Below are 14,020 nucleotides of genomic sequence, written 5' to 3'. Positions count from 1 at the left end.
GGGCGGGCAGGCGTATGGAAAGGCTTCGTGTCATCCAGTGGACCACCGGAAAAGTGGGCAAGCTGACGTTACGGGCGATACTTGATGATCCGCGTCTGGACCTTGTGGGTGTGTACGCCTGGTCGGCGGACAAGGTCGGCACCGATGCGGGAACGCTGTGCGGTCGGCCGCCGTGTGGCGTCGCGGCGACCAACGACATCGACGCCTTGATCGCGCTCAAGGCGGACACTGTCGTCTACACCCCTTTCATGGCCGATCTCGACCATGTCCTGCCGCTGCTTGAGGCGGGAATGGACGTGATCAGCACCAACCTGTTCTTCAACGTCGGCGGAGTCAAGGGGGAGACGAAGGAGCGGCTGGAGGCCGCCTGCGCCCGCGGGAGCAGCTCGCTCTACATCACGGGCATAAGCCCCGGGTGGATCAACACGATGGTGACGGCCATGACCGGCGTGTGTCGGGACGTGCGGAAGATCTCCATCCTGGAGGCCGCCGACTGCTCCGTCTACGAGTCGAAGGAGACCTGGGAGGCCATGGGCATCTCCCGGACCGGCACCACACCGCAGATCGCCGACATGGCGAAGCTGTGGATGATGCCGGCCGAGGAAGCCGTGCAGCGCATGGCGCACGCCCTGGAATACACGCTCGACAGTGTCGAGTTCTTCCTCGGCTACGCCACCGCCTCCCAGACGGTCGACCTGGGCTACATGACCATCGAGAAGGGCACGAACGCCGCTGTGGAGGTCGGCTGGAACGGCAACCTGGGCGGCAGCACGGTCATCCAGATGAAGTTCCGCTGGTACCTGACCAAGAATCTGAATGAGGACTGGGAGTTCAACGACGACCAGTACCGCGTGGTCATCGACGGGGAGCCGGGGATCGACACCCGGATCCGCTTCATCCCGCCCGAGCACTGGGGCAACCACGAGTGGGACACCATGACCGCCCTGCCCGCGGTCAACGCCGCCTTCAACGTCAAGGCCGCAAGGCCCGGGATCCTGCACCTGACCGACGTCGGCCTGCCCCGCGCGCCAGCCGGGCAATGGCATGCAGCGCGGGAGTGAAACCCGGCGGACGGTGTGACAGATGATCCAGGCCGGGGGCTCGACAACACCCCCGGCCTGGACCGGGTTCGGGCTGGCGTGGGGGCATGGGGCTTTGGTGGCGTCAGCGGATAGCCGTCCCGCTGGCGACAGTACGGGCCGGGGACCGGCGTGCGTGGAGGTCGCCGAGCCAGGCGTGGACCGTGTGAGCTGTGGAGCCGGCGTGCTCGTTCATCATCGACTGGTGGTCGCCGGCGGTGTCCCTTGTGTCGAAGGCCAGGTCCCATTCGTCCGCCCAGCCGGTCACCGGGCCCGCGGGGTCCGCCCGCTGCCCCGGCATGCGCTGGACCGCGCGGACGAGGACGATCGGCGCACGCACCGACGTGGGTTTCCATCCTTCGAACAGGTCGAGGTAGGCGCCCTGCGCGGTCACCTGGGACTCGGTCATCAGCGCGAACGCCTGGTCGTTGACGGCGATGCCGCGCAGCTCCTCGGCGATGTCGGCCTCGGGGATCCGGTCGCCGGGCAGCCAGGTGTCGAGCAGGACCACGGCGCTCGGGCGGATGCCGCGTGCCTCCAGCCGCGCCGCGACGGCGTGTGCCAACCAGCCGCCGGACGAGTAGCCCGCGAGCGCGACCGGTGTGTCGGGGAAGTGCGCGGCCAGCGTCTCGGCGTGCAGGTCGACCACGAGATCGGCGGTGGCGGGCAGAAGCTCGCCGTCGCCGAAGCCGGGGTGCGCCAGCGCGTGCACGGCGCGGCGGCCGTGCAGGTGCAGGGCGAGCCGGGCGAAGGTGTGCGGCCCGGACGGCGCGACCATCGACGGCAGGCAGACCAGCGCCGGCCCGGCCGGGCCGGACGCGAGGGTGACCGGACGTGGCCGCCTGGCCAGCTCGCTCGGCGCGGTGAACGTCGACCGCAGCTTTGCGGCGGCGCGCAGCACCCCGACCCCTTCGGCGAACTTGCCGTCAGCGCACGCCTGCCGGTAGAGCCCACGCACGCCGACCGGCTCCGCGCCGCCTACGGCGGGGACGCCGGCGGCACTGGCACTGGTCGAGGTCCAGCCGGTCCCGGTTCGGGTGCCGCTCCCGACCGCGCCGACCGCGCCGACCGCACCGTCGGCGCCGGTGGTGGCGGCGGCGGGCGCGGGCCGGCCGGCGAGCAGGGCGTGGAGGTGGTCGGCGAGGTCGGCGACGGTGGGGTGCTCGAAGACCGCGGCGGTGGCGAGCGCGACCCCGGTCGCACCCGCCAGCCGGCGGCTGAGCTGCACGGAGGCCAGCGAGTCGAAGCCCAGCTCGAGGAAGCGGCGTCCCGTCTCGATCTCGTCGGCCTCGCGGTGGCCCAGCACCGCCGCGGCCTCGGCCCGGACGAGCTCGCGCAGCGCCCGGCCCTGCTCCGCCGCGGGCAGCGCCGCGAGATCATCACCCGGCTCCGCGCCATCACCGCGCGGCGCCCCGGTGAGATCCGCGGGCTGCGTTCCGTCGGCGGCCGGGGAGGCGGCTTCGTCGGCGGTGGCGCGTAGCTCGTCGAACAGGCGTGAGGGCCGGGCGGCGGTGTAGGCGGGCAGGAACCGTGCCCAGTCGACGTCGGCGACGGTGACCGGGCCGGGACATCCGGTGCCGACCGCCTGGGCCAGGGCATCGATGGCCCGGCCGGGGGAGAGCGGGTTCAGGCCACGGCGGTGCAGGTAGTCACGGCGGGCCGGTTCGGCGCCCATGCCGGCCTCGGCCCACGGGCCGAACGCGACCGAGGTGGCCGGGCGCCCGCTGGCGTGCCGGAACGCGGCCAGCGTGTCGAGGTATGCGTTCGCCGCGCTGTACGGGGCCTGGCCGCCGCTGCCCCAGGTCGCCGAGACCGACGACAGGAACACGAGCGGGATGGTCCCAGCGGCCTCATGCAGGAGCTCGGCGGCGCCGGCCTTGGGCGCGAGCACGGCCGCGATCTGGCCCAGGTCGAGCTCGGGCAGCGCGGCCATGGGGCCGTCGACGCCCGCGGCGTGGACGATCGCGGTGAGCGGGGCCTCGGGATCGGCGGCGAGCTCGCGGACGAGCGCGGCCAGCTGGCCCGTGCCCGTGCCCGTGCCCGTGCCCGCGGCGGCGGCGGCGGAGGCGTCGCAGCGACGGACGACGGCCTGGACGCCGAGGGCGGTCAGCTCGGCGCACAGCTCGGCCGCCCCGGGCGCGTCCGGGCCGCGGCGGCTGGCCAGGATCAGCCGGCGGGCTCCGTCGCGGGCGAGGCGGCGGGCGATCCGGGTGCCGAGGGCGCCGGTGCCTCCGGTGATGAGCACAACCGCTCCGCGGACGTCCCACGGTGCGGTGGTGACAGGCGTGGTCTCCCGGACCAGGCGGGGTACCAGCAGCCCCGCCGGGCGGGCGGCGAACTGGTCCTCGCCGTCCGGTGCGGTCAGTGCGGCGCCGAGCCAGCCGAGCGTGGAGTCGTCCAGCTCCGCGGGGATGTCGACGAGACCGCCCCAGGCACCTGGCCGCTCGAGGGCGAGGGACCGCCCCAGCCCCCAGAGCAGCGCCCCGGCCGGATCCAGAATCCGGTCGCTGGCCGCCGTCGCGGCTGCGGCCCCGGTCCGGACGGCGCCACGGGTGAGCGTCCACAGCGGCGCGTCCAGCTCGATGTCGTGCAGGGCCTGCGCGAGCGCGCAGGTGAGGGCGAAACCGGTCGTGAGCGCGGGGTGGTCGGGGTGGCGCGTCGTGTCGAGGCCGAGCAGTGACAGCACGCCGCCTCGGCCCGTGGTGGCACCGGGCTGGCCGAGGGCGCGCAGGCGGGCGGCGAGGCGGGCCCGGTCGGTGTCCTCGTGGCGCAGCGGCACGCGGAGCACGGTGCCGCCGAGGCGCTCGACGATCCACGAGACGCGGGAGACCTCCTCGTCGGTGACGCCCGCGGGGGGGAGGAGCAGGAGCCAGCGGCCCGTCAGCGGCGGCGGGGTGCCGTCCATCCCGGGCAGGGCGCCGGTGCTGGGGACGGGCCGGGAGCGCCAGCTGATGCGGTAGCGCCACCCCTCCGGGCCGGGCGCGCCGGGCGCGCCGGATCGGCGGGTCGGGTCGGTCCAGTGGTGGCGGCGCTGGAACGGGTAGGTGGGCAGGTGCCGGTGGGCGGGCCTGCGGCTGGCGGCCCGCGGGTTGTTCGCCGCCCGCCACGCTACCGGGGTGCCGTGCGTGTACAGCTCGGCGAGGCCGATGTGTAGAGCGGTGGTCTCGGGCTGCCCGCGGCGTGCCGCGGTGACCACGCGGGCGTCGCCGAGGTACGGCGTCAGCGTGGGCTTCGGCCCGATCTCCAGGTAGGAGGTGATGTTCTCGGCGTCGGCGCGGGTGACAGCCTGGTGGAACCGGACGGTTTCACGGATGTGGCGGACCCAGTACGCCGGGTCGGTGAGGTCGACCGGGGCATCCGGGTCGGTGCTCAGACGTCCGGTGAGGGCGGAGGCGATCGGGACGGCGGGCGGGCGGTAGGCGAGCGTGCGGGCGACGGCGGCGAAGCGGTCGAGGACGGGATCCATGTGCGCGGAGTGGAAGGCGTGACTGACGGCGAGGCCGCGGGTCGGGCGCCCCTGCTCGGCCCAGTGCGCCGCGAGCGCGCCGACGGCGTCGGAGTCACCGGCCACGACGACGGCGGTGGGGCCGTTGACGGCGGCGATGTCGACCCGGCCCCCGTACTCGTCGAGGCACCGACGGACCTCGTCCTCGGTCGCGCCGACGGCGGCCATGGCGCCGGGCACACAGCTCTGCATGAGACGGCCGCGGGCGGCGACCAGCGCGGCCGTGTCAGACAGGGTCCAGACGCCGGCGATGTGCGCCGCGGTGAGCTCGCCCACGGAGTGGCCGAGCAGCAGGTGCGGGGTGACCCCGAAGCTCTCCAACAGCCGGAACAGGGCGCTCTGGTAGGCGAAGAGCGCGCACTGGGTGTACAGCGTCTGGTCCAGCAGGACGGCGGGCGGGGTGTCCGGGGCGGCGAACATGACGTCGCGCAGCGGCTCGTCGAGATGCGGCTCGAAGCGGTCGCACGCGGCGTCGAGCGCGCGGGCGAAGGCCGGGTAGGCGGCGTGCAGCCGCCGTCCCATGCCGTGGAGCTGGCTGCCCTGGCCGGTGAACACCATCGCGATCCGGGCGCCGGCTAGGTCCACGGGGGTGCTGCCGCGGATGAGAGCGGGCGCCGCCCGCCCGGCGGCCAGCGTGGTCAGCGCCCGAACCAGGTGGGACGCCCGTTCCGTCGGCGGCCCGTCCAGGACGACGGCGGCGCGCGTGGGGAACTGGGCCCGCGCGCCCAGGGTGTGGGCGGCGTCGTCGACGGTGACGTCCGGATGGCCGGCGAGGTGGTCGGCGAGGCGGGCGGCGTGCGCGCGCAGCGCCTCGTCACCGCGGGCGGAGAGGATCACCGTTGTGGGCAGGTTGGCCGCCCACTCGGGAGTGTCCCCGCCGCGGACGGCGTCCCGGTCCTCGGTGGCGCCGGCGGGCGCGGCGGCAGGCGTGGCCTGCGCGGGGATGCGGGCCGGGCCGGGGGGTTCCTCGATGATGAGGTGGGCGTTGGTGCCCGAGACGCCGAAGGCGGAGACGGCGGCGCGGCGCGGCCGCGCGGTGGCGGGCCACGCCGTGGGCTGTGTCAGGAGGGTGACGGCGCCGGTCGCCCAGTCCACGTGGGGGGTGGGGACGGTGATGTGCAGGCTGGCGGGCAGCGTCTCGTGGCGCAGTGCCTCGATCATCTTGATCATGCCGGCGGTGCCCGCGGCGGCCTGGGCATGGCCGATGTTGGACTTGAGGGAGCCCAGGTACAGCGGCCGGTCCGGGGACCGGCCGGCGCCGTAGGTAGCGAGCAGCGCGCGGGCCTCGATGGGGTCGCCGAGCGGGGTGCCGGTGCCGTGCGCCTCGACCGCGTCGACGTCGCCGGCGCTCAGGCCGGCGTTGGCCAGGGCCTGCTGGATGAGCCGCTGCTGGGACAGGCCGTTGGGGGCGGTCAGGCCGTTGCTGGCGCCGTCCTGGTTCACGGCGCTGCCCGCGACGACGGCCAGCACCGGCAGCTGCCGCGCGCGGGCGTGGGAGAGCCGGGTGAGGACGACCACGGTGGCGCCCTCGGCCCATCCGGTGCCGTCGGCGTCGGCGGAGAACGCCTTGCACCGGCCGTCGGGCGCCAGCCCGCGCTTGCGGCTGAACTCCATCAGCATGGACGGCGTGCTCATCACGGTGACGCCGCCGGCGAGGGCGAGGTCGCACTCCCCGGCGTACAGGGCCGCGGTCGCCAGGTGGACGGCGACGAGCGAGGCGGAGCACTGGGTGTCCACCGTCAGCGCGGGGCCCTCGAAGCCGAAGGTGTAGGAGACCCGGCCGGCGACCACGCCCAGCGCGTTGCCGGTCAGCAGGTGACCCTGCAGTTCGGCGGGGGCGTCGTGCCAGGGCGGGCCGTAGTCCTGCAGGGAGACACCGGTGAACACCCCGGTGCGGCTGCCGCGCAGCCGGTGCGGGTCGATGCCCGCGTGCTCGAACGCCTCCCAGGAGACCTCGAGCATGAGCCGCTGCTGCGGGTCCATCGCGGTGGCCTCGCGGGGTCCGATCCCGAAGAAGCCGGCGTCGAACAGGCTGACCCCGGGGAGGAAGCCGCCCTGGCGGGTGTAGGCGGTGCCCGGGTGCTCGGGGTCCGGGTGGTACAGGCCGTCCAGGTCCCAGCCGCGGTCCGTCGGCAGGCCGGCGACGACGTCACGGCCCTGCGCCACCAGCTCCCACAGGGCCTCCGGCGAGTCGGCGCCGGGCAGCCGGCAGCCCATGCCCACCACGACCACGGGATCGGCGCCGCGCCCGCCCCCCTCTGCCGGTGCGGCCGGCGTGGGCGCGGGCGCGGTGTCGGCTGCCTCCTCGCGCACGCCCAGGATCTCGGCGTGCAGGAACGAGGCCACCGCCTTCGGTGTGGGGCGCTCGAAGAGCACCGTCGCCGGCAGCCGCACCCCGGTCGCCGCGGTGAGCTTCGCTCGCAGGACGTCCGCGATGCGCCGGTAGACCCCCAGCGCGCGCCAGGGGGCACCGCGGTCGACGCCCGCCGAGCCGCCGTGGCTGCCGGTGACCACGACCACGTGGTCGACGACGAGGTCGAGCAGCGCCTCGATCTGGGCGGGTGGCGACAACTCGGCGAGCCGGGCCCGCCACGCGTCGCGGGCCTGGTCCGCGGTCGCCCCGGAGTGGCCCTGCTCTGGGCGGGTGCTGTCCATCCGAACACTCCTGACGTGCGCAGGCGGGGCGGCTGGGCGCCGCGCCGGGGCGATTTCCCGTGACCTTTTCGGAGGTTCTCGGTCCGTCCGGTGGAGGGAACACGGGCGGGAGAACCGGCTCGGCCCGCGCGCGGAAGTCATCGGGCGGCGCCCGGCGGATATCGGGCCCGGTCGGGACCGCGCACCCCGGCCGGAGAAGAAGCCGACGGAGCGACCACGGGCGAATCGTGCCCCACGTCGGGTATGGGCTCAAAATAGGGATGGCGCCATCGGGCTACGCTAAACGGGGTAACGGGCAGTACTCCGACCCCGCGGCGGCGGGTCATTCCACCCCGCGCCCGGGTGCCGAGATGAGGACGTGCGACCCGAACGCGTGAGACGTTCGGGCCATTGGCTGGCACCGACGGATTGTCGATATCACCATCGATCCGTAGTGTCGCTTTCCGCTGACGCCGGGCGTATCTCTGACCGGCGGCGTCCCGCGCCGGCGGCCGCTGGCGGCTGCCGGGCGGTCCCTCGCCGGCCGGGACGCCGCCGGCGGCCGGGGCCGGTGCGGCCGGTGACCGAAGCCGGTGCGGGAGGCCGGTGAGCGAGGCCGGGACATCACCGCCATCGCCCGACAGAGGAGCGAGGACGCGCATGCGAGAGACCACGCCGCCGGGCGCCCCGGCGAGCACGGTGGGCCCGACAAGCACGGCGGGCGACCAGGCGGCCCGGGGCGGCTGGCCGCGCCCGGCCCGGCGGCTGGCCAGGGCCCTCGGGCGCGGCGGTGCCGGGCGCCTCGCCCACCAGCGATCGCGCATCGAGGTAGGGGACGACTGGCGCCGCTGCGGAGCAGGTGACGGTGGCTGTGGCGTGCTGCTGCCCCTGAGCCAGCAGACCTGCCCCCGCTGTGGCCGGACGAACCGCGAGGACCTGGCGCCGCTGAACGTTCGCAGGCTGCTGCCCACCCACGACGCCTACGAGCACGCCCTGGCGGTCCTGCGGGGAACCCCGCCGGGACGGGACCCGACAGCCGGCGCGACGCCCCCGACCGACGCGACGCCCCCGACCGACGCGACGCCCCCGACCGACGCGACGCCCCCGACCGACGCGACGCCCCCGACCGACGAGGCGGCCCCGACCGACGAGGCGGCCCCGGCAGGTAAGGCGGCCCGCGAGCCGGCGCCGGGCGTGCCGGGATCGGCGGACCACCCCGGAGCGCCGCGCTGACCGGTGCTCCGGCGGCGGCGCCGCAGGCCGCGCCGAGCCCGCGGGCACCGCTCCCGCGCTGGCGCGGCCCGTTGTTGTCGGGCAGCCCGGACGAGATTCCGGCGCGCATTCATCAAAAGGTGTTACCGGGCCGGGCGCGGACTGTTGTCGAGCGCCACCGGAGCGTCGGAATGGCCAGGCGATATGAAACGATAAGGACATGTACTCCGCCGAGATCAATCGCAAGCAGCCGGCCTGTCTGCTGCTCGTCATCGATCACTCGACGTCGATGGCCGAGACCTGGGCCGGTGGCGCGATGAGCAAGGCAGACCAGCTCGCGCTCGCCGTCAATCGGCTTCTCGGCAACGCCGTGCTGCTCTGCAGTAAAGGTGACGACCGCGTCTACGACTATTTCGAGGTAGGAATTCTGGGCTATGGGCGCGGTGTGTCGCCCGTCCTGTACGGCTCGAGCGCGAGCCGGCCGCTGCTGCCCATCAGCGAGGTCGCGCTGAACCCGAACCGGGTCGACCATGTGCTGCGCCGGATCTCCGACGGCGCCGGGGGCCTGGTCGAGGTGCAGACGCCAATCCCGGCCTGGGTCGACCCGGTCGCGGACGGCTGGACCCCGATGGCGGAGGCGCTGACGACGGCCGCCTGGATCGTCGACGAGTGGTGCCGGGGGCACGCCTCCAGCTTCCCGCCGATCGTGGTCAACGTCACCGACGGTCAGAGCACGGACGGTGACCCGCGGATCGCCGCCGCCCGGGTGCGGGCCGCCGGCACGGCGGACGGCGACGCGCTGCTGTTCAACGCCCACCTGTCGGCCACGGCGCGCAACGCTGTCACCTTTCCCGACGACCGGGCCGATCTGCCCGACGACTTCGCCCGCGCGCTGTTCGACATGTCGAGCGCGCTGCCCCCCACGATGGTGGCGGCGGCCGGCAGCCTGGGATATCCCGCCGGCACGGGCTCGCGGGGATTCCTCTACAACGCCGACGTCACCGCGTTGATCGAGTTCCTCGACATCGGGACCCGCGCGGTCACGCCGACCGGCCTGCGTGACCTCACCGTCGGGCCGCGGTCGGCGGGATGACCCCGCTGCCCGCCACGGCGACGTCCGCGCGCCCGGCGACCGCCTCGCCGGCACCGTCGCAGCCGGCACTGTCGCAGCCGGCACTGTCGCAGCCGGCACTGTCGCAGCCGGCACTGTCGCAGCCGGCACTGTCGCAGCCGGCACTGTCGCAGCCGGCACTGTCGCAGCCGGCACTGTCGCAGCCGGCACTGTCGCAGCCGGCACCGCCGCCCGCGCCGAAACCCACGCCCATGCCCTCGGGAGCGGCCGTTGCTCTGGCGGCCACGGCCCACTCGGTGGCGAGGCTCGGCCGGTCGCCGGCGGAGAACGAGGACAGCTGCGCGATCCGGCCGGAGCTCGGCCGGTTCGCCGTGGCCGACGGGGCGTCGACCTCGGCCCGACCGGAGGTGTGGAGCCGGCTGCTGGTCGACGCCTACGCCCACGACGGGCTCGACCCGCTCGCTCCCGACGTCCTGCGTGCGCTGCGCGAGCGCTGGTGGGCGCAGGTGAGCCGGCCGGGGCTGCCCTGGTTCGCGCGGGCGAAGCTGCAGTCGGGCGCAGACGCGTCTTTCCTCGGGCTTTCCGTCGACGTCGCGAACCAGAGTTGGACAGCGACGTGCGTCGGTGACTCGTGCGTGTTCCACCTACGCGACGGGGAGACGCGCTCGGTGGGCCCGGTCGGGCGGTCCAGCGACTTCACCCGGTTCGCGGAGCTGGTCGGCAGCCACGGCCCGTCCGCCCCGGAGCCGACCCTGCTGACCGGTGAGCTGCGGCCTGGCGACGTGCTCGTCCTCGCCACCGACGCGCTCGCCCGGCTCCTGCTGCACGCGGCCGAGACCCGCGGCCGGATGCCGTCGCCCGGCTGGCTCGCGCAGACCGCCGGCCGGTTCTCCCGAGCCGTCGCCGCCTACCGGCACCACGGGTACCTCGCCGACGACGACACGACGATCTGCGTGGTGCAAGCGTGAGCCTGCGCCGGCCCGAGGGCATGTGAATGAAGCTGCCAACCCTGCTCGACTACCAGCAGGCCGTCCAGATCCCGCGGCTGGCCTTCCTGGACGACCAGCTGCGGGAGAGCGTGCCGCGGCTGACCCCGCTGGGCATGCCGGCGGTCGCCACCGGCGGGTTCGCCCTGACCTTCGACGTAAGCCTGGGCGGCCGGCGCTACGCCGTGCGCTGCTTCCACCGGCACAGCGACAACCTGGAGCTGCGCTACGCCTGCATCGCCGAGTTCGTCCGCTCGGCCGCGCTGGACTTCCTGGTCGGCGTGGACTACCAGCCGGCCGGAATCCGGGTGCGCGGCCACTGCTGGCCGATCGTGCGGATGGAGTGGATCGACGGCGCGCGGCTCGACGACTGGGTCCAGGAGAACCTGGACCGGCCCGCGCACCTCGACCGGGCCCGGCTCGGCCTGGGCTTCGCCGTCGCCGAGCTGCGCCGCCGCGGTGCCGCGCACGGCGACCTGCAGCACGGCAACATCCTCGTGCTGCCGGACAGGTCCGTACGGCTCGTCGACTACGACGGGATGTACCTGCCGGGGCTGAGCGGGCTCGGCGCCTCCGAGCGGGGCCACCGCAACTACCAGCATCCGGACCGCTCGAACCAGTACGACGTCACGCTCGACCGCTTCGCCGAAGAGGTGATCACGGTGTCGCTCGCCGCCCTCGCCCGGAATCCGGGCCTGTGGCGTGAGTTCAACACCGGCGAGAACCTGATCTTCTCGGCCGCGGACTTCGCCGACCCGTCCGCCTCGGCCCTGTTCGCACGCCTCGAGCGGATGCCCGGGGTCGCGGCCGCCGCGCGCCGGCTGCGGGACGCCTGCCTGGTCGACTTCCAGGACGTGCCGGCGGTGCTCGACGCCGACGCGCTCGCCCCGTACCGGTCGGGCGCGGTGGGCGGGGCCGGCTGCGCCGGGGTGACCGGCCCGGCACTCACGGCCGGCCCGGCGCCCGCGGGCCGCGCGGCACCCGTGGACCGTTCAGCGCTTCCGGCCGGCCCGGTGCTCCCGGCGGCTCCGCCGCGACGGCAGCATCAGCCACATCAGCCACATCAGCCACATCCGGTGCGACCTGTGCAGCCGGCGCGGCCGGCTGGTCCGGTGCCGGTGGGCGGGCACGAGGCGGTGACACGGCACCCGCGTCCGGGCGGCGCCGTGGGTGTGGTCAGCACGGTGAGCGCGGCGCGTTACCTGCGCACCCGGCCGCTGCGGCCGGCCCCGGTGCCCGTCGGTGGGCCCGGGGTGCTCTCCGCCCTCGACCGGGCCGGTCTGCTCGCCCGCCGGGGGGAGGAGATCACCGTCGTCGGCCGGGTCGTCCGGGTCCGGCAGCTGGAACGCACCGGCATGATCACGGTCCTGGAGTTCGGGGACGACCGTGGCGGCGGCTTCAGTGTCGTCGGGTGGGACCGGGTCAGCCGGGAGCTCATCGCGACCCACGGCGACCCTGCGCGGCTCGCGGGCACCTGGGTGCGGGTGATCGGGCAGTTGGCCGTGGACGACCGGGGGAGCTCGTTTCACGGGCCCACCGCGACGTCGCCGGCGCGGCTCGTTCGGCCGACCGGGCCGAGCTGGTCCAGCCAGTCCAGCGGCTCGGGCGGCGACGGCCGCGACGGCCGGGGGAGCCGCGACGGCAGCGGGAGCCGGGACAACCGGCGGGGCCGATCCGACGCTGCCGCCGGGCGGCCGCCCGCGCCCCGGATCGAGCTGCGCCGGGGGAGCCTGCTGCGGGTGCTGACCGAGCGCCAGGCCGAGAGCCTGCTGAACCGGCCCGGGACGGTGCCCGCCGCGCCCGCGACCCGCTCGGCCTACGGATCGGGGCCGGTCCTGCCGCCCCGCCGGCCGCTCCCTCCGCCGCCGGTGCCGGGGCCGACGCTGACCCGTTCGCCGTCGTGGCGCGGGTGGAGCTGACGGCACCGCGGGCCCCCCGCGATCGTGGTGCCCCTGGCCCGGACGGGCGGTGTCCGTATAGCCCGGGACTAGTCCCTCCCCGGGACCCGAGAAACCCCTGCCACCAGGGAAAACACGCCCCGATCGGCGTACCGCCCGGGGCCTGTCGGGCCCCCCGCGAGGCGGTGCCGAGAGCGCTGCGGCGATCTGTTCGCGGGCCGGCCCCGGCCGGCGGCGAATTCCTGATGACGGCCGTCCCTGACCCGACGGCCGTTGCCGCGCAGAGCGGCCCCGCCGCCCTGACCCCCGCGGCGGGGCCGCACCCCCGCCGCCCTGACCCCCGCGGCGGGGCCGCACCCCCGCCGCCCTGACCATCGCGGCGGGGCCCCACCCCGCCCCGTCCGAGTGGTCGCCTATTCGTGCGGATAATTAAGCGTATGGGTATGGCTGGTCGGCGGGCGCTGGTGATCGGTGGGGGCATCGCGGGACCCGCGGCGGCGATAGCGCTGGCCCGGGCCGGCATTCTTCCCACGGTCTTCGAGGCCGACGCCGACCCGGAGTCCGCCGGCAGCCTGCTGCTCGGCGTCGCCCCGAACGGCCTGCGCGGCCTGGAGCTTCTCGGTGTCCAGGGCCTCGACGAGGCCGGGCACCCCTCGGCGGGAAACCATTTCGTCGACGTCCATGGCCGCCACCTCGGCACGATCGAGGCGCCCGCCCGGGTGATCCGCCGCAGCGAGCTGCGGCGGGTGCTGCTGCGGGAACTCGACCGGCGCGGGATCCCGGTCGTTCCGGCGAGCAGGTTCGACTCGGTCGACGACCGGGGCGAGGCCAGCGTCCGCGCCTACTTCGCCGACGGCTCCAGCGCCGTGGGCGACTTCCTGCTCGGCTGCGACGGCCTGCGCTCCCGGGTGCGCCGCCACGTCGCGCCCGAGACGCCCTGGCCGACCTTCGCCGGCCTGGTGACCGTCGGCGGGTTCGCGGACCGCGTCGGCCGCTCGTACAAGACCGGCATGCTCGAGTTCACCGTCGTCGGCACCGGGACGTTCATCCACTACGGCACGGCGGGCGGTGAGGTGATGTGGGCGATGTCGATGGTGTCCGCCGACCCGTGGCCCTCACCGCGCACCGACGCCGGCCAGGAGCAGGTGCGACGCCGGCTGCTCACCCAGCTCGAGCACGCCCCCGCCCACCTGCGGTCGGTCGTGGACGCGACCGACCGGCTCGAGCGGCTCCCGCTGTCGGTCCTGGAGCCGGTCGGGACCTGGTACCGCCGCAACGTCTGCCTGCTCGGGGACGCCGCCCACGCCATGCTCCCGCACGCCGGCCAGGGGGCGTCCATGGCGATCGAGGACGCGATCGTGCTTGGCCGCTGCCTGCGCGACGCCCCGACGGCCCCCATCGGCTTCGCCGCCTACCGGGCGGCCCGCGCCGAGCGGGTGGCGCACGTCCACCGGCTGGCCCGGCGCAACCGGCCGCGCACCCCGCCGCCGAACGCCCCCGCCCGCTGGATGCGCGACCACATCGTCCCGGTGGCGATGAAGGTCGGCCTGCGCCAGATGGCCGCCATGTACGACTACCGGATCGCCTGGGACGAGCCGTCCCCCGGCCGCGACCCGCTCTCAACCGTCTTCTGA

Annotated in this window: 7 protein-coding genes; 6 read left to right on the top strand and 1 reads right to left on the bottom strand. The window is 75.1% G+C overall.

Annotated elements, in window-relative coordinates:
* Nucleotides 1-14: 14 nt before the first annotated feature.
* Entirely contained in the window at nucleotides 15-1,061 is a 1,047-nt protein-coding gene (locus FRANEAN1_RS20760) for a hypothetical protein (RefSeq protein WP_020461785.1), read from the top strand.
* A 103-nt stretch (nucleotides 1,062-1,164) separates the two neighbouring features.
* Here the strand turns inward: FRANEAN1_RS20760 and FRANEAN1_RS20755 are convergent, their stop codons facing one another.
* Nucleotides 1,165-7,239 (bottom strand): type I polyketide synthase, encoded by a 6,075-nt coding sequence (locus tag FRANEAN1_RS20755; protein WP_020461784.1) that lies wholly within the window; start codon nucleotides 7,237-7,239, stop codon nucleotides 1,165-1,167.
* A gap of 639 nt (nucleotides 7,240-7,878) precedes the next feature.
* Between FRANEAN1_RS20755 and FRANEAN1_RS37280 the strand changes: the two genes are divergently transcribed.
* The 5 genes from FRANEAN1_RS37280 to FRANEAN1_RS20730 all read left to right on the top strand — a co-directional run bounded on the left by FRANEAN1_RS37280 (nucleotide 7,879) and on the right by FRANEAN1_RS20730 (nucleotide 14,020).
* Nucleotides 7,879-8,451: a hypothetical protein gene (locus FRANEAN1_RS37280; protein ID WP_020461783.1), complete on the top strand. Its 573-nt coding sequence runs from the start codon at nucleotides 7,879-7,881 to the stop codon at nucleotides 8,449-8,451.
* 199 nt (nucleotides 8,452-8,650) lie between these two features.
* The gene (locus FRANEAN1_RS20745; protein WP_020461782.1) at nucleotides 8,651-9,523 is read left to right on the top strand and encodes a vWA domain-containing protein; all 873 of its coding nucleotides are present in this window, start codon (nucleotides 8,651-8,653) and stop codon (nucleotides 9,521-9,523) included.
* On the top strand, nucleotides 9,520-10,470 hold the full coding sequence (locus tag FRANEAN1_RS41335; protein WP_020461781.1) for a protein phosphatase 2C domain-containing protein: 951 nt from the start codon (nucleotides 9,520-9,522) through the stop codon (nucleotides 10,468-10,470). Before FRANEAN1_RS20745 ends, FRANEAN1_RS41335 begins: the two co-directional genes overlap by 4 nt.
* A 26-nt stretch (nucleotides 10,471-10,496) precedes the next feature.
* A complete protein-coding gene (locus FRANEAN1_RS20735; protein ID WP_020461780.1) occupies nucleotides 10,497-12,407 on the top strand; it encodes a DNA-binding protein in 1,911 nt (636 codons plus the stop codon).
* Nucleotides 12,408-12,823: 416 nt separating this feature from the next.
* Nucleotides 12,824-14,020 carry an FAD-dependent monooxygenase gene (locus FRANEAN1_RS20730; RefSeq protein ID WP_020461779.1) on the top strand — a complete coding sequence of 399 codons (1,197 nt, stop codon included), beginning with the start codon at nucleotides 12,824-12,826 and terminating at the stop codon, nucleotides 14,018-14,020.

Source organism: Parafrankia sp. EAN1pec (genome assembly GCF_000018005.1).
Lineage (GTDB): Bacteria > Actinomycetota > Actinomycetes > Frankiales > Frankiaceae > Parafrankia > Parafrankia soli.
The sequence above is the reverse complement of the archived record's forward strand: the minus strand, read 5'-3'. Positions and strand labels throughout refer to the sequence as shown.

Coding starts and splice junctions, on each gene's coding strand:
- FRANEAN1_RS20760 (WP_020461785.1), top strand. CDS start 15: ATGGAAAGGCTTCGTGTCATCCAGTGGACCACCGGAAAAGTGGGCAAG.
- FRANEAN1_RS20755 (WP_020461784.1), bottom strand. CDS start 7,239: ATGGACAGCACCCGCCCAGAGCAGGGCCACTCCGGGGCGACCGCGGAC.
- FRANEAN1_RS37280 (WP_020461783.1), top strand. CDS start 7,879: ATGCGAGAGACCACGCCGCCGGGCGCCCCGGCGAGCACGGTGGGCCCG.
- FRANEAN1_RS20745 (WP_020461782.1), top strand. CDS start 8,651: ATGTACTCCGCCGAGATCAATCGCAAGCAGCCGGCCTGTCTGCTGCTC.
- FRANEAN1_RS41335 (WP_020461781.1), top strand. CDS start 9,520: ATGACCCCGCTGCCCGCCACGGCGACGTCCGCGCGCCCGGCGACCGCC.
- FRANEAN1_RS20735 (WP_020461780.1), top strand. CDS start 10,497: ATGAAGCTGCCAACCCTGCTCGACTACCAGCAGGCCGTCCAGATCCCG.
- FRANEAN1_RS20730 (WP_020461779.1), top strand. CDS start 12,824: ATGGGTATGGCTGGTCGGCGGGCGCTGGTGATCGGTGGGGGCATCGCG.